This window comes from Rhizobium sp. BK661, from assembly GCF_024808825.1.
Taxonomy (GTDB): Bacteria; Pseudomonadota; Alphaproteobacteria; order Rhizobiales; family Rhizobiaceae; genus Rhizobium.
Map to the genome: position 1 here is coordinate 1 of NZ_JANTYT010000011.1, position 19,377 is coordinate 19,377.

The window sequence follows — 19,377 nt, forward strand, 5'->3', positions numbered from 1 at the left end:
TCGTAGCGGCGGCGTGTCATCATAGCTCCTAATTCGGAAGCCTTGAATCACGCCGAACGCAATACGCCAAGAGAATTTATGAGTTTACGGCCTAGGGGACTGGATTTCCTTGGGGGACGGTGTTCAGGGGCGCGTGGTCGAAACGAACTGGCGGGCAACTCATCTCCTCAGCAACTCAAACGATCTCATCATCGTCCCCAACAGCGCACTGGCGAAGGCGCGCTTGACCAATTTGACGGGCTCAGACGAGGTTCACGGTGCGACGGTGACCGTGCGAGTTGTTCCGACACGACGGCCTTCGCTGATCGAGGACGCGATGCGTTCCGTCCTGCTTAGCGCGAATTCGATCTTGAAGTCGCCGCCACCTTCGGTCGCCATTGTTGGACTGGATTCATCCGCAATGGAGGTCGAGCTTTCCTTCCGGGTTTCCGGTATGTCGCGGACCGCCGCGGCGAAGAATGAAATCTACGACCTTATCTACCGCCACCTGCGGGCTGCAGGAATCCAACTCGGAGCGCCGCCCGGCAATCGCGCGGATCCGGCTCAAGCACCGAACAACCAGCTCCAGAACCCGGCAACGGCCTGGCGCCTGCTCAATGCAATTCCACTCTTCTCCACCCTAACCGAAGACAAAATGGACAGCCTCGCAGGCAACATGAAGCGCCTGACGTATAATGAAGGAGCGGTCATCGTCGAGCAGGACGCATCGATGTCGTCGCTGATGATCGTCCGCAACGGCGTCGTGGCCGTCGAACGCGAAGTCGAAGGAATAATGGCGGACGAAACGCGGCTGGCGCCGGGAGATTTGTTTGGCGAGCGTGGCGTTCTTTTGGGAGCCGCAGAACCCGCGCGAGTTCGCGCGCTGACATTCGTCGTGGTTTACCAGATTGGCAAGGAAGACTTGGCAAGTGTGATGCGTGATCGGCCGACTCTCGCTGAAGAACTCGGTCTCCTGCTCGCTAAGAGGATCGAGAACGAAAGGCAGTTCATTGAAAGTCACCGGCATCCCGACGAAGGACAGCCGACCTCAATTGCAGAAAGGATCCGCCACCTTTTTGAGGTTCCGCACGCAGAGCACCACTAAAGGCCGGACCGGGGAGGAGGGGCCCGACATCCTGGGCTCCGTCAAGTCTGGACGCGTACTATACCAACTAACCATCCTGGGAGATGAGATTCGGCACGGCGACCCTGACGCACCCGCAAACGCTCGCGCCGATCCCTGTCGTTCGTATAATAGGACTCGGGCTGCTGACGTTGCGGTTACCAGCCTATATTTCACACGGAGAACAACAAAGCATCGCGACATCGTGGAACTCGTCGTGACGAGCCAGACCCCGCGCCCTACACATGACGTGATGCGTGGCCGGCTGCTTGTAACGATAGGTGGGCGCGTTGAGATGCTCCGCTGGCTCGAGGTGCTTCTGCGGCCGTTGGCCACTCAGCAGTTAGGTGCAAGTACGCGCGTCCGGATTGATCTTGGACCATCACTGAGAAGGCTTCCCGTTTTGCCGTGACGCAAACACCGAGGTAACGGCGCAATGAAAAATCATTTCGGGCCGAAACGCACTGCGAATACCGACGCAGGGGCCCGGTCAGCTCGTAGAACTACGGGAATCGCCCTGGCTTGCTTGGCAATTTCAGCCACACAAGCTTTTGCAGCGGGGCGCGAGGCTGTTCAGAGCCTGCGCAAACTGCCACGTCATCGACAGCGTCACCGAAGCTGGACTGACCCGGCCCCGACTACGGAGCCCAGAAATTACTCAATCGTGGTCCCAGCAACCTGCGGAAAACGCTATCTCATCCGCGTCGCGCCGAAGGGCTTTTGTTTCGATGAATCCGGAATGAGCTTTGCAGACCAGGACTATCTGGTCTCCTATGACAATTCTTGCATAAAGTGAGCAAGAGCACCTTGGACAGTCACCGACGGGAAGCTCCTTACTCACCCCCACTTGTGCTGTCAAAAGCAAGGTCCTGCTGCTGTGGAGGCAGGACCTTGCCGTTGGGATGGATGTCGGAGGGAATGTGACATCCAAGCCTTATAACACAATCTGGCATGTCACGGTTCCTCACTCTTGCAGGATTATCTTCATCGGTGGAGCCGCCGTGCTGAGCTCCTTCAGCCTTTTGACCCGCGGCCATGCCTGAGTGCCAGTTCAAATGTCCCGGCAGACAGGATACATCCACTATGGATAATCATGGTGTTTAAGTTCCCCAAATAGACCTTACCATTCACGGCATGCTGCTTTCGAGGCCGAGCTTCCGAGCAGCAGTTGCATGACAATGTTGGGAGGAACCAGGATGGTTTGGAATAGCAGTCGTGGGCCGAGAATTGCCTTCTTCGGGACTGGTGCTCAGGGCGCGTCGATCGGGGCTGACTTTGCTCGCGCCGGGCTTGATGTCACGTTCATAGAGCAGTGGCCCGAGCATGTTGAGGCAATCCGACGCGACGGCATCACGGTTAACCTGCCTTCGCGGACGATCAACGTGCAGGTTCCCGCGTTACATCTTTGCCAAGTAGCGGAAATCAGAGAACCGTTCGACCTAGTCTTTCTCGTCGTCAAAGCCTATGACACGAAGTGGGCGTGTCAGTTGATAAAGTCATGCCTTGCGCCCGACGGCCTCATCGTCGGACTGCAAAACGGCATGACCCACGAGGACATCGCCGATGTCGTGGGTCGAGAGCGAACGGTCGGAGCGGTCATCGAGGTCGCGTCCAATATGTTCATTCCCGGCATCACAAACCGACAAAACGATCATGATACATCGTGGTTCGCTCTTGGCGCGCTAGACCCCAAGAACCGGGACCGGGTTGAGGAAGTCGCGAAGCTGCTTCGAAACTCTGGCCGTGTCGAGGTAATGGACGATATCCACTCGGCGAAATGGATGAAGCTCGTTGTCAATGCAGCGGAGCTCATTCCTTCCGCCATCGTCAATCTACCACTGGCGGACGCTGCGCGGCATCCCGGAATGTTGGAAGTGATGCGCGCCGCGGGGTACGAGGCAATGCAGGCTGCACTAGCCGATGGAGCGCAGATCATACCTATCATCGGCATGTCTGTAGTTACCACCAACCATCCTGAACGTTACGTAGATCAGATTTTCGAGGAGGTGCTCAAGACATTCTCCCAAGCCGATACGCTGACGACCTCGCTGCAGGATTGGCGAAAGGGTCGGCGGGCAGAAGTCCAGGAAGTCAACGGACTGGTAGCGGATATTCTGGAACGCGATGGACGAAAAGCGCCTGTCAACAGGCGCGTCGTCGAGGTGGCCTTGGACATTGAGGCCGGACGGATCGAAGCACGGCCTCATAACGCAGGCCTGTTGATGGAGAGCTATCAGCATTCGTCCGACGGGCTCTGAACGAGTAACCTCAGCCGTCGCGGGGCGCTGCTCCTCCCGCGGCGGCATCGGGGGCTTTTAGCGCGACCGAAGTTCCTGGACGGAGTGCCGTCCCACTCTGAGGCTCATTTCGATTTCCGCCGCCGCCGTTTCAAGTGCCTCGCGCGGCGTCTTGTTGCCGAGCAAGGCGTCATGGATTTCCGTGCCTAGCACCTTCTCGATAGTTGTGTACTGGGGAATTTTGGGGCGCTGCCAAGTATGTAGCAGACTCTTCTTTGCGAGCTGATCCACAAACCGGACGATCGGCGAGCTGGCGGCTGCTTCCGGATCGGCGCTAACCGAGAAGCGCGGCGCGACCGGAAAGCCGTTCTTTACGTGTGCTTTCATCGCCTCCCGTGAAGCCATCCAGGCGATCGCGTCGGCGGCCAATTCCACGCGTTCTTCTGGCAGATTGGTTGGAATGCAGAAAAGAAAGCCGCCGATGGGGGAAGCACGGGTGCCGCCGGGTCCCGAAGGCTGGGGCAGATACTCAACTCGCCGCTTTACCTTGGATTGGACATCGTACTCGAACCGAGCGGCTCGCATCGTCCAGAAGTATCCGAGGCTGGCTCTTCCTTGCAGGAACACGTCGAGCGTCTTGTCCCACGCCATCTCCAATATGGCTGGCGGTGAGATCTCCATTAGCCTTCGCATGTATTCGAGAGCAGCGAAGCCTGCATCCGAAAGGATGGTACATGTTAGTTCATCGGGGTCGAGGCCTTCTAGGGTGTAGCCTGAGCGCGTCTTGCGCAGCGAAATCGCTGGCTGTCCGCATGCACCCAGGAAGAAGAGGAAACTAGAGGCGATGGGCATGCCGCGCGCACCGTCCCAGACTGCCCCATACATACCTTCGTCAGGTGAGTGAAATTTGCGCCCAGCTCTGATCACATCCTCGAACGTCTTTGGAAACGAGATCTCTGCTTCGAGAAAGAGGTCCTTTCGCGCCGCAAGGAATTCGACGGTGCAGTATCCAGGAACGCCATAGTCTCTTCCGTCCCATGTCGCCGACGACCAGATGGAGGGATGGAAATCCAACGGGTTGATGCCCGTCCGCTGAACGTATTGGTCGATTGGACGAATGATACCGCTCTCTGCGAATTCGCCAAGCCACGGCATGTTGATGGCGATTACGTCGTAGTCGGAGAGCTTCTTAGCGGCATTCTCTCTCGCCCGCCGATAGACTTCCGGTAGCGGCAGCAGGTCGAAATTCTTGCGGGACGCAAGGTTACTGCGGAAATCGGCCCACATGTTCCGCATGGCGGAAAAGTAGTTGTCGTCGTTCAGCAGAAATCGGAGTTCGATCTGTGCCTCCGCGCGTCTCTGGACGAGCCGCATGGGCGGGATGATCTGCGATCCGAGCGGTGTGCCGCCGAAGTAGTATTCGTCCTCTTCTTCGCCCGCGCGAAGGCCCAAGGTCTGTGCGAGGAGAGATTTCGTTTTTCGAGCATAGTTCTCAAATGATCGCAAAAGTTGCTCGCTCGGCTGCAGGGCATAACGCTGGCCGGAGGACTTGGAGACCTTTATGATGTGTCCGCTGTCGATGAGACGATTGATCAGCCTCATCGAAGTCGCGTACGGGAGGCCCGACTCTTGGCCCAGCGTGGAAATCGATACTGGCTGGCTGAGGATATGGGATTTGATGAGGAAGGTGACGATCAGCCAGATCGCGTCCTCGTCAGCAGCTTCTATAACCTCCCGGAACGGTCGACGCGTCTTCTCGATGAAGTCAATGACGCGCAGCATCTCGTATTCGTTCACGTCGGCCTCCCAACCGTCGTTGTGGCGGTCAGACTAGCGCGCGGATTGCGTTTTCACCAGCCAGCATGTGTGCCTCCGCTCAAAGGGCTTTCCTTTCGCGGCTCAGGCCAGCAAGACGTTCGTATTGCTCAAAAAGAACGAAAAAGTCCTTTTCCGCGAGTCCGTCTGCGAATGCGGCCTCGTACTGCTGTCGGATCATCGACGCCAGATACATTGGGACATGATCAGACTTCGCTGCTCCCAGGATCAAGTCGAAGTCCTTCATCATTTGAGAGACCGAAAAGGCTGGATCGAAGTTCCGATTTACAAGAAGATCCCGCTTGTAGGCGATTAGCGGCGACGCCACCGCGCTTTCACAAATAACATTCAGCATTGTCTCTACGGACAGGTTGCCTTTTAGCCCAAGCGTCAGGGCTTCGCCGAGTAGGGCCGCGGTTGCCCCCACCAAGGCATTCAGGACGAGTTTCAGGTATCGTGCCTCCTCTCCATTTCCAAGGTAGAACTGCTTTATGGAGAAACTGGCAAGAATGGGCTTCACCTTTCGGTACGCGTCCTCCGGGCCGGAGATCATCACCGAAAGCGTTCCTGATGAAGCGGTCATCGTGCTTCCAGAAACCGGAGCACGGAGGTAGGCAACATCAACGCGCGATAAGGCGTCGGCCACTTCCGCTGACAGCTCCGGCGACACGGTACTCATCTCCACCACGATCTGGCCCGGCCTTAGCAACTCAGCAAGTGCAGAGGGGGCAAGGATGAGGTTTCGGAGGATAGCGTCGTTGGGTATGGTCAACATCACGACATCCGATGTCTCGACCAGATCTTCAAGGCTGTGGGCGACGTTAGCGCCGAGAGCTACGACCGAGGCACGGTTCTCCGGGAGCGGCTCGTACACAGAGAGAGCATATCCGTTCTCGAGCACTCGCCTGCTCATTGGGGCGCCCATCTTGCCGATGCCAGCCCAGCCCACTCTCATTGTATCGCTCATGCAAAACCTTCCTTCCCTGGGGGCGCTTGCCAACCAGATACTTCGATGCTGCTATTGAGAAGGAGCGCATATGAATGGGCTGATGCGTGCCACCATGCGGCGCAAGCGCCGTCGTCTCCTCCCTAAGAAATAGTAGCTTCAGCTCGAGAGTGATTGCTGCACTGAAAATATCCGTTTCGGATAATTTAAGATTTGTCGAGGCGAGGCTCCATCATCTAGCCTTCGCTCAGGATCGCACGGCGTTTCCTGTGGGAGGAACAAAGCCGTCAGATAATTGAGAACGCGTGCAGGCCGCTGGTTTGCGCGGCGGCTTTCGTTGACTGACGATTCCGTCGCTCGGTCGGATGGTGGGAAATGAGTCAAACCTCCCTCCGGTGCGCCGCGATCGAACTGTGCGACGACACGCAATCGGCGTGTCTTGCACGGGAACAATATGTTGAGGGAGGAGCAGTCGTGCCGGGATCGGTCGAGAACAAAGTCATCATCGTGACGGGTGCCGCGCGAGGTATCGGAGCTGGGATAGCTGGTGATCTCGCGGACAACGGTGCCCGGGTGGTCGTTGCGGACTTAAACGTCGACGCGGGAAGACAGACGGCTGCGAAGATTTCCGCCGGCAACCATGAGGCGCTCGCTGTCGGTGTCGATGTTGCGGATCGTCAGAGTGTTAAGGACCTGATCGCGGAGACAGTCAAGCGTTTCGGTCGCCTTGATGTCATGTTCAACAATGCTGGCATTAGTCAGACCTGCCCGTTTCTCGAGGTGACGGACGAGGACTTCGATCGGATCATGCGGATCAATGGCCGCGGTGTGATGATCGGGATCCAGGAAGCTGCGATGCAGATGATCGCCCAAGGTGGCGGCGGCAAGATCGTCAACACGGCGTCGATTGCCGGGAAACAAGGCTATCCGCTGTTCGCTCACTACTGCGCCTCCAAATTTGCCGTCGTGGCGCTTACCCAAGCGGCGGCGCGCGCCCTCTCTGAGCACAAAATAACGGTCAACTGCTTTGGGCCGGGCGTTGTCAAGACAGAGCTCTGGGAGCAGCTCGACCGCGAGTTCATGGACCACGGTTTGACGGATAAGCCTCAACAGGCAATCAACGAGTTCTCACAGTCGATCCTGCTGGGAAGAGTGTCTCTGCCCAGAGACATCGCGGGCGTGACGACGTTCCTGGCCTCGGACGCATCCGACTACATTACCGGGCAGACCATCATGGTCGACGGTGGCATGGTCCTTATCTGACGCGGCGCACGCGTCTGACGCATCAAACCGTCCGGAGGTCCAGGGCGGAATAGCTGAAAGGCAGAGCAATGAAGGCTGTAAGATACTATTCGAAAAAAGACATCCGTGTCGAAGACGTGAAGGCGCCGGAAGGGCCCCTCGGCGACGACATGGTGCTGGTGGAGCCATTGGTCTGCGGCATATGCGGCACTGATATTCACGAGTACGTTGCGGGTCCGATTGTGACGCCGGCCAAGCCGCACGTCTACTCCGGCGCAACGCTGCCACAGATCCTGGGCCACGAGTTCTCGGCACGCGTCCTCGAAGTCGGCAAGAACGTGAAGCATGTTGCGCCCGGCTCGCGCGTCTCGATTCAGCCGCTGATTTCTCCGCGCGACGACTATTACGGACGGCGCGGACTTTTCCACCTCAGCGAAAAGATGGCCTGCGTTGGTCTGTCGTGGGACTGGGGCGGGATGGGGGAGCGGGCTATCGTCAACGGCTACAACGTGTTTCCCGTTCCAGACAGCGTTTCTGATGTGCAGGCAGCGATGATCGAGCCAGCGGCGGTGGCGGTGTATGGCGTTGACCGTGGTGGGGTCACGTCCGGAAGCTCGGTCCTTGTGTCCGGAGTTGGGCCGATAGGCGCGCTGGTTCTGCTTGCCACCAAGGCGGCGGGAGCCACCAAGATCTTCGTCTCCGAGCTCAATCCAAATCGCCGTGAACTCGCAAAGAAGCTTGTTCCTGAGGCGATCGTATTTGACCCACGCGAAACTGATACCGAGCGTCTCTTCCGCGAGCACACCGAAGAGGGCGTCGGCCTCGATGTTGCCCTTGAATGTGTGGGTGCTGAGGCCTCGCTCAACCTATGCGCCAAGGCCGTTCGCCGCCAAGGCACGGTTGTCCAGGTAGGGCTCCATGTTCGGCCCGCGTCCATCGACGCAATGCTGTGGGCGCTCAAAGACATCACCGTGGAGGCCACGTGGTGCTACCCCGTGCAGATTTGGCCACGCATCGCACAGATGATTGGGGGCGGAGTCTTCCCGGTCGAGAAGATCGTCACCGCGCAGATCGCCGCTGAGGATGTCGTCGAGAAGGGCTTCGAAGCGCTTCTCGATCCCGCTGGCACCCATCTGAAAATCCTAGTCGACATGAAGGCCTGACCGGCCCAGAGCCTCGCGAGAGGCTGCCATGAACTTGAAAGGACTTACGAAATGCATTTTGTTGTTCATTGCCTCGACCATGAGGGAGCCGTCGACAAACGGCTCGCGAACTACGACGCTCACAAGGCATATCTCTCGACTGGCAAAACCAAAACGGTGATCTCGGGGCCGCTTCTGGCCGACGACCATGAAACTATGATCGGCTCTCTCTTCGTTTTTGAAGCAGATTCCAAGGAAGAGATTGTCGAATTCAACAGGGCCGATCCCTTCACCAAGGCTGGCGTTTGGAAAACCGTCAACATCCATCCATTCAGCAAGCGGGTGGATAATCGATGACCATTCGTGAAGAGAAGCCCGTGATTGCGGCACTGGTGGGTCTTGGCTGGTGGGGCCGGAAGATGGCGACCCTGGTCAACGCAGGCGGCTCTGGAATGCATTTCGTTCATGGCGTCGATCCCAATCCCGAGGCGGCAGGTTTCGCAGCCGAGATGGGGCTGCGGTATTCTACGGACATGGCGGACGCTCTCGAGGATCCGGCGGTCGAAGCGGTTGTGCTTGCCACGCCGCATTCGCTGCATCGCGAGCAGATCGCCCGTGCCGTCGGCGCTGGTAAGCATGTGTTTTGCGAGAAGCCGCTCGACTTGACCAAGGCAGGGGCTGAAGCATCAGTGGCACTTTGCCGGGAGGCAGGGCTGGTGCTCGGAATGGGGCACGAGCGCCGTTTCGAAACACCGATCGCCTCCATTCTCGAAGCGGCGAGCTCTGGAAAGCTCGGCCGTTTGCTGCAAATCGAAGCGAACTTCAGCCATGACAAGTTTCTCGCTCTCGATCCATCGAACTGGCGTCTCAGGGCCGAGCAGGCTCCGGCCGGAGGTATGACGGCGACAGGGATCCACCTTACCGACCTTGCGGTGAAACTTATGGGTCCTGCCAAAGATGTTCGCGTCGTATGCGAAAACCTTGCCTCGTCAATACCGCAAGGAGACACGATGAGCGCTCACGTTCGCTTCTCCGGAGGAGGTACGGCCTACATATCCGCCACGCTCGCAACGCCCTTCATCTCCCGCTTCGCGGTGTTCGGCACGGAGGGCTGGATCGACGTGCGCGACAAGGCGCATGTCGAGGCACCCGACGGCTGGGTCGTTACCGAAGGATGGAAGAACAAGCCGATCACCGTCCGTGAGTTGCCTCCAGCCGAACCAGTCCGTGACAATTTGAAAGCATTTGCCGCGGCCGTCAGAGGCGATGCGGACTATCCCATCAGTGGTACGGATTTGATCAACAACATCGCTCTTCTCGAAGCGATCGTTCGCTCCGCAAACACTGGGTTGTTGGAACCAATTTGAGGAGGATGAGATGAAAGCTCTGGTTTTCGAAGCTCCGGAAAAGCCCGTCATCGCCGATGTAGGCATGCCGGATCTTTCGCCCAACGAGGTTCTTGTTCATACCAAAGCGGTCGGTATCTGCCATTCCGACTACGAGCTTCTCGCCGGGCGCTACATTATTCCGATTTCCTATCCGGTGACCCCAGGGCACGAATGGAGCGGCGAAGTCGTCGAGGTCGGTCGGAACGTCACGGGGTTCAGAAAGGGTGACCGAGTTGTAGGGGAATGCGTGGTGCGCACGCCCGAGCGACTCCATCATTTCGGCTTCTCAATAAGCGGTGCGGATCGAGAATACTTCGCAGTCAATCCGGAGTGGCTTCACAAGCTGCCCGACGCGGTCGACAACAAGAAGGCCGCGCTAATCGAGCCCTTCACCTGCGGCTTCTACGCCGTCCTAAGGTCTGGAGGGACTAATGCAAGCGAGACTGTGGTTGTTTCCGGTGGCGGCACGATCGGTCTCGTCTCGGCCGCCGCAGCGATTGGGATGGGCGCGCGCGTGATCGTCGTCGATCCATTGGCGTCGCGTCGTGAAGTTGCCCAACGGCTAGGGGTGGACGTCGCCATCGATCCGTCCGACGGCGGCGCAGCCGAGAAGATTCGCGAGTTAACCGGAGGGAAGGGTGCCGACTTGGTGATCGAGGCCTCCGGCCATGATGCATCTCTCGCTGCCGCGTTCGATTACGCGCGTGAAGAGGGGAGAATGTCCATGGTCGGCATCAACATTGGACGGAAGGTTCCAGTTTTGATTGGTCAGATCCAGATGAAGAACCTCACGGTGAGAGGGTGCATCGGTTCTCCGGGTGTCTGGCCCGCCGCTATTCGTTTTCTTGAGCGCACGGGGATCGACCTGTCGCCAATCCAGACACACGACTTCTCACTTACCGACGCGGTGGAAGCATTTTCGTTCGGCCAGGATCCCACGAAGAGCATCAAGATTACATTGTTGAACGGGTAGAACATGACAAGACAAGCACTCATCGTCGGCGCGACCGGGATCACTGGAAGCAATCTTGCGGAAAATCTTCTCGCGAGCGGCGGCTGGACCGTATCGGGGTTGTCGCGGTCGCAGAGCCGGGTCACTGGCGTGCAGACCCTAAGCTGTGACCTCATTGATCCGCCGTCCGTACGATCCGCGCTAGCGGATGCTAGTCCTAGCCATGTGTTCATCACGGCATGGTCCCGTCAGGAGACTGAAGCGGAGAACTGCAGGATCAACGGCGCGATAGTACGCAATGTACTTGAGGCCCTCGCGGGAAGAGGTATCGAGCACGTCGCGCTGACCACCGGGACAAAGCATTATCTCGGGCCATTCGAGTCATACGCGAAGACCAAGCCGGAAACGCCTTTCAGAGAGGAGCAGGTTCGCCTGCCCGGAGAGAACTTCTACTACGTCCAAGAGGACGAAGTCTTCGCCGCGTCGAAGCGGGAAGGGTTTACCTGGTCGATTCATCGGCCACACACACTCATCGGGTATGCGGTCGGCAACGCGATGAATATGGCGGCGACGCTTGCCGTGTACGCGTCGATCTGCCGCGAGACGGGTCGACCATTTGTATTTCCGGGTTCACCCGAACAGTGGGAGGCGGTAACCGACGTTACAGACGTGAGAATTCTGGCTAAGCACCTGCACTGGGCGGCGACCACCAGCGCTGCCGCAAATCTGGCCTTCAACGTGGTGAATGGCGAGGTATTCAGGTGGAAATGGCTCTGGCCGCGTCTCGCCGCCTATTTCGGTATCGAGGCTGCGCCCTATCCCGGAAGCCCGAAGCCGCTTGAAGTGCAGATGGCTGATGCGGGCCCCATTTGGGATGAGATCGTGGCCAAATACTCCCTTGAATCCAACGCGCTAAGGCGCGTCGCGTCCTTTTGGCATACGGACGCGGATCTCGGACGCCAAATCGAGACGTTCAACGATATGGGCCGTAGTCGAGAACTCGGGTTTCTTGAATATCAGGACACTACCCGATCGTTTACCGATGCCTTCGATCGTCTGCGATCCGACCGGATCATCCCTTAGATGTCGGGAGCATTGGATATGGTCGCAAACACCAGTGAAACGAACCCAACGACTGGCTTCTTCACGGAGACGAATTCCGTGGAAGCGGTCAATGCCCGAATGGGGGAAGACGTCAGCCCTCGCCTCAGAGAGGTCATGTCGTGCCTTGTCAAGCATCTCCACGCCTTTGCCCGCGAGGTCAACCTTACGCAGGCGGAGTGGGAATACGGAATAGATTTTCTGACCCGCACTGGACAGATGTGCACACGAGAGCGACAGGAATTCATCCTTCTCTCCGACACGCTGGGAATGTCGATGCTGGTCGATGCCATCAACAACAGGCGTCCGATCGGTGCCACCGAAAACACCGTTTTTGGGCCTTTCCACGTAGAGGGCTGCCCTGTCCGTGAAATGGGTGAGCGGATCTGTCTCGACGGCAAGGGGGAAAGCTGCCTGTTCATCGGGCGGGTACTCGATTTGGACGGCAATCCCGTGTCGGGAGCGAGAATAGACGTCTGGTCTGACAACGCGGATGGCTACTACGACGTTCAGCAGCCTGAACTCCAGCCGAAATGGAACAACCGAGGTGTTTTTGTCACCGCCGCCGATGGCCGCTACAGCTTCATCGGTATCAGACCCGTTTCTTATCCGATTCCCGACGACGGTCCGGTAGGGCAGATGCTTGCAAGCCTCGGCCGCCATCCATACCGCCCGGCGCACATGCATTACATGGTCCGGGCGGATGGATTCCAGAAGCTGGTCACTCATACCTTCGTCGGTGGTGATCCATACCTTGAATCGGACACGGTATTCGGAGTGAAGCAAACTCTGGTCGCGCCGTTCACGAAGCTCGAAGCAGGCGAAACGCATTGGCGTTCGGACTTCGACTTCGTCCTCGCCAAGCCTACTGATAGGGGCTGACGTTGAAAAACTTTGTCTACACCGGAAATCCCGCGCGGGTCATTTTTGGCCAAGGCACTGTAGCAGCGCTTCCTGACGAAGCGGACAGGCTGAAGGTACGGCGTATCTTAGTGCTTTCGACACCGGAGCAGGCCGATCAGGCAGCAGAAATCGCTGGGAGCTTGGGCCAACGCGTAGTAGCCAGCTATTCTAAGGCGCAGATGCACACCCCTGTCGACGTAACGGCAGACGCGATGAGGTCCATCGAGCGACATGATGTCGATGCATTGCTTTCCGTTGGCGGCGGATCGACGACGGGACTGGGCAAGGCGATAGCTTTGCGCACAGATCTGCCACAGATCGTGGTGCCAACCACATATGCTGGTTCGGAGGCAACCCCTATTCTCGGCGAAACCGAGGGAGGGCGGAAGGTCACCAAGTCGGACCCGCGAATCCTTCCCGAGGTTATCGTTTATGATGTCAACCTCACGCTTACATTACCCGTACCGCTTTCAGTGACGAGTGGGTTCAATGCGGTCGCCCACGCTGTTGAAGCTCTTTACGCGAAGGAAGCGAACCCGATCATCTCGTTAGCGGCGGAGGAAGGTATTTCAGCCATCGTGCGAGCTATGCCTCGGATACACGCCAATCGGGAAGATATCGAAGGCCGCTCTTCAGCGCTGTATGGCGCTTGGCTCTGCGGTGTTTGCTTGGGATCGGTTGGCATGGCGTTGCACCACAAGCTTTGTCACACGCTCGGCGGGATGTTCAATCTACCGCACGCCCAATTGCATACCGCGATGCTTCCTCACGCTCTAGCCTATAACGCTCCAGCCACGCCGGTCGCGATGGAGCGGCTGAAGCGATCGCTCACCGCGCCCGACCCGGCAAAGTTCCTCTACGATATGGCCAAGGAATTGGGGGCGGTGATGTCGTTGAGAGACCTCGGCATGCCTGAAGGTAGTATCGAGGCGGCCGTGGAGCAGGCGCTGAGCAACGCTTACTGGAATCCGAGAGAGCTTGAGCGGAGCGGCCTTCATCGTCTGCTCGATCGCGCTTTTCGTGGAGATGAACCTAAGACGGAGTAGTGGAATAGCGGGGCGATGGGCGGCCAATACTGGAACATCCGAAATGGATAATTCCGTTCTTTTCTTCCCGGCCCCTCAAGCTACCATCAACACTACGAAATCGAATATGCGCGGTATTGTGAGGAATCGCGGATAATTGGGAGGTGTAGAGGATGCTCGCAGTCCGTGTCGCGATATCGGATCCGAACAAGGACTCGGTGCGGAAAATCTACCTTGAGGACCACAAGCGGCATCTGCGTTCTGGACAGCTTTCGATCTTACAGTCCGGCCCGATCATGAACGATTCAGGCATAGGCGAGGGTGGCGTGGTTGTAGCGGACGTAGGTTCGCTTGAGGAAATGCGTCGCTTCAGCTCGGCCGACCCGTTCGTAGTCCACGGCGTGTATCGCGATGTTGTTATCTACGAGTGGCGTCCCACGATCGGAGCTCTTGCGTCGGCACGCTGAAGGAACAGGATTAAACTGCTGATTTTCTAAGGAGGAGAGAAAATGAAAGCGGTAACTGCTATCACCTGGAAGCATATTCTTGACTGGCTGGCGGAAGCCGGAAGTATCTGCAGCGGTATGTTCATCGAGTATCGGGAATCTCGGGACAGCAGTGCCAGCCGCAATTTTAGGGATCGGGACAAGCTCTTTCGTCGAGACAGTTGGAGGCCAATGTCGCGCTGAGCGACGAGGCAACCCGGAGTTCCATCTCGATTACTCCTCTCTTTTGCTAACCAGACCGATCGGGCCCGGCTCACCGCCGCGAGGCCCGCCGGGAGCACTGTGACTTTCTGAGCGAGAACCTTGAAATGCCCCACGCTTCGTCCATTGCCCACATCGGCCGTCCCAAGGAGACCACTTTGCGGATTCCCTTCACGCGAAATTTCGTGACGGTCGTTTTCTCGACGCTCGTGCTTATCGTACTATGCGCTCTATTCGCACCAAGCAGCCTTTCGATCGGCGCCCTTTCGGGAAGCCTCCCTTTTGCGGCGATCATCGCCATGGTGGGCCTGGGGCAGTTGCTTGTGGTGCAGCAGGGGGGCTTCGATCTCTCGCTTGCCGGGTCCGTTTCACTGGCTGTCGTCATCGCCACGCACTATCCGCAACAAGATGATGGTCTTCTCTACCAGGCCGTGCTTCTTTCCGCGGGGATATGCGTTGCTGCAGGCATCCTCAACGGGGCGCTCGTAAGTCTCTTCAGGCTGAACGCGATCATTGCGACCATTGGTACCAATGCGCTCCTTTACAGTGCGGTCTTCGCGGTGTCGGGTGGAGTTCCATCTATCACCACCGAGCTTCTGGCCGAAATCGCAGGCGGCGAGACGCTCGGTCTACCGAACTCGGTGTTCTTTGCCCTAGGTGCGATGATCCTCGTCACATTCGTGCTGAAGAAGACCGTAGCTGGCCGCAGGTTTGAGGCCATCGGGGCCAATCCATTGGCCGGCAGAGCAGCAGGTCTCAACGTACGACTTCACCAGATGATGGCATACGTTTACGCGCAGCTCCTCTACTGCATGGCAGGGACTCTCATTGCGGGGATCACGCGCGAGCCCACCGCTTTCCAGGGAGACAGCTTGCTGCTGCCGTCAGTCGCTGTGGTGGTACTCGGGGGGACCTCGCTCCTGGGCGGACGAGGCTTCCCGATCTCAACTGTCATTGCTGCATTTTTCTTGAACCATCTGAGCCAATTCGCACTGACGGTCGGGGTACCGTTCTCAGCTCAAACAATCATCCAGGCGCTCGCTCTGGGTTTCGGTATCGCGGTTTACTCGATCCGCTGGTCGATAAGCCAAGGTGGAACGACTTCAACAACAAAAGTGGAGGACGCGAAATGAAATATAAGACCCTTGCAACATCACTGGGACTGACATTGACGACCGCACTCAGTGGTTTGGCGATGGCCGGATCGGCGATGGCGGAGATGCCATCCTGGTGCGGTCCGAAGAAGGCGACATTGGCGCTACTGGACGGTTATGGCGGCAACAGTTGGCGCCAGGTGACAACCGCTTCCGGCAAGCAGACCGTGGAGCTGTGCCCTAGCATTACCAAGTACGAATACGCCGATGGCCAGGGCGATACAATGAAGGCCATCTCCGACATCAAGAGCATGGCCGCGAAGGGCGTGGATGCACTTGTCGTATTCGGTGACGCGGGCCCTGCCGTCTTGCCGGCCCTCACCAGTGTCTTCAAATCCGGGAAAGTTGTCGTTCCTTACCGCGTAGCGGTCGGAGGAAAGGATGGGAAGAACTACTCCAAATTCGTCGGTGCGTCGTTCGAAAACGACGGTGAGAATTGGGGCAAGTGGATCAAGTCGGTGCTGCCCAACGGCGGCAACCTCCTATTTCTCAGCGGACCGGCTGGAAACAGCCAAGGCTTGGACGAGCTGAAGGGTCTCAAGAAGGTTCTTGGCAAGGAATATGTCTTCGTCAACCAGGAGCCCTTCGCAGTCACGAATTGGGATCCGGCACTTACGCAGAAGGTTCTCACGGCAGAGATTGCCAAAAACAAGAAGATCGACGTGATCATCTCGGACTTCGGGCCGTCCCTGGTCGGTGCGTTGCCCTTGTTCGCAAAGCAGGGAAAATCAGTTCCGGCTCTCGCTACTTCTGATGGAAATTCACTCGGTTGCTTCTGGCAGGAGAACAAGGACAGCAACCCGGATTTCAAGCTGTTCACGGTCGCAACGGGCAATGACAACGTCAGGTTGGCGGTTCAGTGGGCCGTGGCTCTGGCAACCGACGGCACGCCGCCGAAGGACGAGACGTTCAAGGCACCAGAGTTCGAAGACTCGGTCTCCGGTAAACCGAACCCTGTCCAGTGCAAGAAGGACCTGCCTGGCGCCATCTACCTGTCTTCGGAGCTTCCCGCGGAGCAGCAGGCCAAGGCTGTTGGCAAGTAGCCAATCGACTCTTGGACCTGCTCGCGGCAGCAGCCTCAGGCAGGTCCATCCTTCAGAATTGGATCGTTTGACCATGGCAGCAGTAGAAATGAATGCATATGAAACACTCCCGCTGACATCTTTCGAAGAGACCATCCGACTGACTGGGATCTCGAAATATTTTGCCGGGATTCCCGCGCTACGAGATGTCAATGTTGATTTCAGACCGGGAGAGGTCCACGCCATTCTCGGAGAGAACGGCGCAGGCAAATCGACCTTGATGAATATTATCGCTGGTACCCTTCAACCAAGCGAAGGGGAGATAATCTTCGAGGGGCAACGTGTTCCCCAGATGACACCTGATGCCGCAGCTTCCCTTGGCATCGCCATTTGTTTTCAGCATCCCGCCATTCTCAACGATCTTTCAATTTTGGAAAACTTGAGCGTGGCTCTGCCCGCTTCAATCCTGCGGCATCGATCCACTCGCGACCTGGCCGAACAGACTTTGCAATCTGTGGCGCTGAAATTGCCACTCAACATGCGCGCCGATCACCTGACCGTAGCGCAGAAACACTTGCTCGAAATCGGGAAAGCGATTTCCGTCAACCCGAAACTCCTGATCCTGGACGAGCCGACCGCTTCCCTTGATCAGGAGGCTACGGAGATGCTCTTCGGTCTCATCCGGACAGCAGCCCAGAATGGCACCTCGGTCATTTACATAACTCATCGCCTGGCCGAAATTCGTCAGATCGCAGACCGAGTTACCGTGATGCGGGACGGACGTGTTCGCGGAGCTGCGAAGGTCAGCGAGATTGCAGATGGCGAACTCGTCAACATGATCGTCGGACGCACGCTTGAAGCCGCATTTCCTCCAAGATCACAGGGTGCCGATCGCTCGTCAGTGTTCAATGTCGAAGGTTTGAGTGGCGAGGGGTTCAACAATGTGAGCTTCAGCGTATCGCGCGGGCAGATAGTGGGCGTCGCTGGTGTCTCCGGCAATGGTCAGTCGGAGTTGATGCGCGCGCTCGCGGGCCTGCAGCCCACGCAAGGAACGATTAGTCTGCACGGGCGGCAGCTTGCCCAGAAAGAGCTGTTGGACGAGGCTGCTTTTATGCCGTCCGACCGCCATCTCGAAGGCGTGGCAAGCGGGCTGACAGTTCGGGAGAATGCGACCTTCTCAGCTCTCGAGAAGTTTGCCACAGCCGGAATCCTAAGCAGCAGCGCGGAGCATCGAAAAGTCAGATCAATCTTCGGTGATCTTGCCGTCAAGACGCCTGGGCTCGAAGCGTCTATCCAATCGCTGTCTGGCGGGAACCAGCAGAAGGTCGTCATGGCGCGAGCGCTGTTGTCTGAACCGGGTATTGTTGTCGCCGACGAGCCGACCCAGGGGGTAGACGTCGGAGCCCGTTTCGAAATTTATCGAATCCTTAGAAGCGTGTCGGAGGCAGGCACGCCGGTTATCGTGAATTCATCTGACGCAGTGGAACTCGAGGGTCTATGCGACAAGGTAATAGTAATGTCGCGCGGCCAGGTCGTTGATACTCTGGTTGGCGAGGAGATTACCGAAGAACGGATCGTTGCCGCAGCAGTAAGGGCTGAGGGGCACGACATCGGTACGGAAGGCACGAAAGTGCCGAAATCCCTTACGCGGCTAAAGCATTTCCTGGAATCCGACATGGCACCGATGGTGCCCCTGGTTCTCGTTACCATCCTGCTTGGACTTTTCGTTAACAGTCAGAACGACAACTTCCTGTCGGCCTACAATATCTCCAACATTCTTCTCCTGGCAACCGCATTGGGTTTCATTGCTCTCGGGCAGACCATCGCTCTACTCATGGGGGGTATTGATCTCTCTGTGGGACCACTGGCTGGCTTTCTTGTCGTGGTCGCGTCGTTTTTTGTGACCGAGGAAGTCTCCATAATCACGATGGCTTTGGGATTTGCGCTGATGGCTGTGGGAGCTTTCCTAACCGGAGCCGTAAACGGGGTTCTGATCCGGTTCGCCAATTTCACGCCGATCGCCGCCACCCTTGCCATGTATATCGCGATCCAAGGTTTAAGCTTCCTGCTCCGCGAGAATCCCGACGGCTACATCAGCTCCACGGTCACAGATTGGATCAACTGGCAGGTTGGGCCGTTCCCTGTGGCTTTCCTAGTGCTGGTAGCGGTTACTCTTGGTGGAGAGGTTGCCTTGAGACGGTCGAGAGCCGGACGACGTCTGCGCGCAGTAGGTTCGAACGAGGAATCGGCACGCCGTGTGGGTATTCGCGTCGATCTGACCTATGTGGCGGGCTACATCGCCTGCTCGATGCTGACTTGCCTGGGAGCGGTCATGCTGATGACACAGATCGGGGTGGGCGACCCACGCCAAGGCGTCGCCTACACGCTCTCGAGCATTACGGCCGTGGTGCTCGGAGGAACCAGCTTGGCTGGTGGACGAGGCACCTTCGTCGGAACGGTCATGGGCGCGGTGCTGCTGACCGAAGTGCTCAGCGCCGTGACCTTCCTGAGCCTGACGCAGACCTACCAGTATCTTTTCCAAGGGGCTCTGATCGTCGCCGCCGCGCTCATCTACTCCACTGCGCGGAGACGCACGACCTGACTTCAGGCGGCTTCCTCGCGACGAGTTCCTAGCCGTCGC

At 57.8% G+C, this 19,377-nt stretch carries 16 protein-coding genes and 1 pseudogene; 15 read left to right on the forward strand and 2 right to left on the reverse strand.

Going from position 1 to position 19,377, the window contains the following annotated elements:
• Positions 1 to 100: 100 nt before the first annotated feature.
• The 3 genes and pseudogenes from FHX16_RS31610 to FHX16_RS20615 form a co-directional block, all read left to right on the forward strand.
• Positions 101 to 226, forward strand: a pseudogene (locus tag FHX16_RS31610) (mechanosensitive ion channel domain-containing protein); the annotation flags it as partial.
• A 90-nt stretch (positions 227 to 316) separates the two neighbouring features.
• Positions 317 to 1,084: a cyclic nucleotide-binding domain-containing protein gene (locus FHX16_RS31615; RefSeq protein WP_405049306.1), complete on the forward strand. Its 768-nt coding sequence runs from the start codon at positions 317 to 319 to the stop codon at positions 1,082 to 1,084.
• A 1,214-nt stretch (positions 1,085 to 2,298) separates the two neighbouring features.
• On the forward strand, positions 2,299 to 3,360 hold the full coding sequence (locus FHX16_RS20615; protein WP_259130112.1) for a ketopantoate reductase family protein: 1,062 nt from the start codon (positions 2,299 to 2,301) through the stop codon (positions 3,358 to 3,360).
• A gap of 57 nt (positions 3,361 to 3,417) precedes the next feature.
• Here the strand turns inward: FHX16_RS20615 and FHX16_RS20620 are convergent, their stop codons facing one another.
• A complete protein-coding gene (locus tag FHX16_RS20620; RefSeq protein ID WP_259130115.1) occupies positions 3,418 to 5,136 on the reverse strand; it encodes an extracellular solute-binding protein in 1,719 nt (572 codons plus the stop codon).
• Positions 5,137 to 5,215: 79 nt separating this feature from the next.
• On the reverse strand, positions 5,216 to 6,121 hold the full coding sequence (locus FHX16_RS20625; RefSeq protein ID WP_183759135.1) for an NAD(P)-dependent oxidoreductase: 906 nt from the start codon (positions 6,119 to 6,121) through the stop codon (positions 5,216 to 5,218).
• 453 nt (positions 6,122 to 6,574) lie between these two features.
• On the opposite strand from FHX16_RS20625, the gene FHX16_RS20630 reads away from it, so the two are divergent.
• The 12 genes from FHX16_RS20630 (at position 6,575) to FHX16_RS20685 (ending at position 19,338) form a co-directional block, all read left to right on the forward strand.
• Positions 6,575 to 7,363, forward strand: coding sequence for a glucose 1-dehydrogenase (locus FHX16_RS20630; protein WP_259130119.1), 789 nt, complete (start codon positions 6,575 to 6,577; stop codon positions 7,361 to 7,363).
• A gap of 68 nt (positions 7,364 to 7,431) precedes the next feature.
• Positions 7,432 to 8,505 carry a 2,3-butanediol dehydrogenase gene (locus FHX16_RS20635; RefSeq protein ID WP_183759137.1) on the forward strand — a complete coding sequence of 358 codons (1,074 nt, stop codon included), beginning with the start codon at positions 7,432 to 7,434 and terminating at the stop codon, positions 8,503 to 8,505.
• A gap of 51 nt (positions 8,506 to 8,556) precedes the next feature.
• Positions 8,557 to 8,841: a YciI family protein gene (locus FHX16_RS20640; RefSeq protein WP_183759138.1), complete on the forward strand. Its 285-nt coding sequence runs from the start codon at positions 8,557 to 8,559 to the stop codon at positions 8,839 to 8,841.
• Complete coding sequence (locus FHX16_RS20645) at positions 8,838 to 9,851, forward strand: Gfo/Idh/MocA family protein (protein WP_259130122.1); 1,014 nt, start codon at positions 8,838 to 8,840, stop codon at positions 9,849 to 9,851. The genes FHX16_RS20640 and FHX16_RS20645 overlap by 4 nt, the downstream gene beginning before the upstream one ends.
• A gap of 10 nt (positions 9,852 to 9,861) precedes the next feature.
• The gene (locus tag FHX16_RS20650; RefSeq protein WP_183863861.1) at positions 9,862 to 10,845 is read left to right on the forward strand and encodes a zinc-binding dehydrogenase; all 984 of its coding nucleotides are present in this window, start codon (positions 9,862 to 9,864) and stop codon (positions 10,843 to 10,845) included.
• A gap of 3 nt (positions 10,846 to 10,848) precedes the next feature.
• Positions 10,849 to 11,907, forward strand: coding sequence for an SDR family oxidoreductase (locus FHX16_RS20655; RefSeq protein WP_183759141.1), 1,059 nt, complete (start codon positions 10,849 to 10,851; stop codon positions 11,905 to 11,907).
• An 18-nt stretch (positions 11,908 to 11,925) separates the two neighbouring features.
• Positions 11,926 to 12,807, forward strand: coding sequence for an intradiol ring-cleavage dioxygenase (locus FHX16_RS20660; RefSeq protein WP_259130127.1), 882 nt, complete (start codon positions 11,926 to 11,928; stop codon positions 12,805 to 12,807).
• 2 nt (positions 12,808 to 12,809) lie between these two features.
• A complete protein-coding gene (locus FHX16_RS20665; RefSeq protein WP_183759143.1) occupies positions 12,810 to 13,874 on the forward strand; it encodes a maleylacetate reductase in 1,065 nt (354 codons plus the stop codon).
• A 152-nt stretch (positions 13,875 to 14,026) separates the two neighbouring features.
• Positions 14,027 to 14,320, forward strand: a complete 294-nt coding sequence (locus tag FHX16_RS20670) for a YciI family protein (protein ID WP_183759144.1) — start codon at positions 14,027 to 14,029, stop codon at positions 14,318 to 14,320.
• 425 nt (positions 14,321 to 14,745) lie between these two features.
• Entirely contained in the window at positions 14,746 to 15,693 is a 948-nt protein-coding gene (locus tag FHX16_RS20675; RefSeq protein WP_259130132.1) for an ABC transporter permease, read from the forward strand.
• Entirely contained in the window at positions 15,690 to 16,757 is a 1,068-nt protein-coding gene (locus tag FHX16_RS20680; RefSeq protein WP_183759146.1) for a substrate-binding domain-containing protein, read from the forward strand. The genes FHX16_RS20675 and FHX16_RS20680 overlap by 4 nt, the downstream gene beginning before the upstream one ends.
• Positions 16,758 to 16,830: 73 nt before the next feature.
• Entirely contained in the window at positions 16,831 to 19,338 is a 2,508-nt protein-coding gene (locus tag FHX16_RS20685; RefSeq protein WP_210296736.1) for an ATP-binding cassette domain-containing protein, read from the forward strand.
• The last annotated feature ends 39 nt before the right edge of the window (positions 19,339 to 19,377 follow it).

Bases quoted from the DNA above. Each gene is read 5' to 3' on its own strand.
- FHX16_RS31615 (WP_405049306.1), top strand. From the start codon at position 317: ATGCGTTCCGTCCTGCTTAGCGCGAATTCGATCTTGAAGTCGCCGCCA.
- FHX16_RS20615 (WP_259130112.1), top strand. From the start codon at position 2,299: ATGGTTTGGAATAGCAGTCGTGGGCCGAGAATTGCCTTCTTCGGGACT.
- FHX16_RS20625 (WP_183759135.1), bottom strand. From the start codon at position 6,121: ATGAGCGATACAATGAGAGTGGGCTGGGCTGGCATCGGCAAGATGGGC.
- FHX16_RS20635 (WP_183759137.1), top strand. From the start codon at position 7,432: ATGAAGGCTGTAAGATACTATTCGAAAAAAGACATCCGTGTCGAAGAC.
- FHX16_RS20640 (WP_183759138.1), top strand. From the start codon at position 8,557: ATGCATTTTGTTGTTCATTGCCTCGACCATGAGGGAGCCGTCGACAAA.
- FHX16_RS20645 (WP_259130122.1), top strand. From the start codon at position 8,838: ATGACCATTCGTGAAGAGAAGCCCGTGATTGCGGCACTGGTGGGTCTT.
- FHX16_RS20650 (WP_183863861.1), top strand. From the start codon at position 9,862: ATGAAAGCTCTGGTTTTCGAAGCTCCGGAAAAGCCCGTCATCGCCGAT.
- FHX16_RS20655 (WP_183759141.1), top strand. From the start codon at position 10,849: ATGACAAGACAAGCACTCATCGTCGGCGCGACCGGGATCACTGGAAGC.
- FHX16_RS20660 (WP_259130127.1), top strand. From the start codon at position 11,926: ATGGTCGCAAACACCAGTGAAACGAACCCAACGACTGGCTTCTTCACG.
- FHX16_RS20670 (WP_183759144.1), top strand. From the start codon at position 14,027: ATGCTCGCAGTCCGTGTCGCGATATCGGATCCGAACAAGGACTCGGTG.
- FHX16_RS20680 (WP_183759146.1), top strand. From the start codon at position 15,690: ATGAAATATAAGACCCTTGCAACATCACTGGGACTGACATTGACGACC.
- FHX16_RS20685 (WP_210296736.1), top strand. From the start codon at position 16,831: ATGGCAGCAGTAGAAATGAATGCATATGAAACACTCCCGCTGACATCT.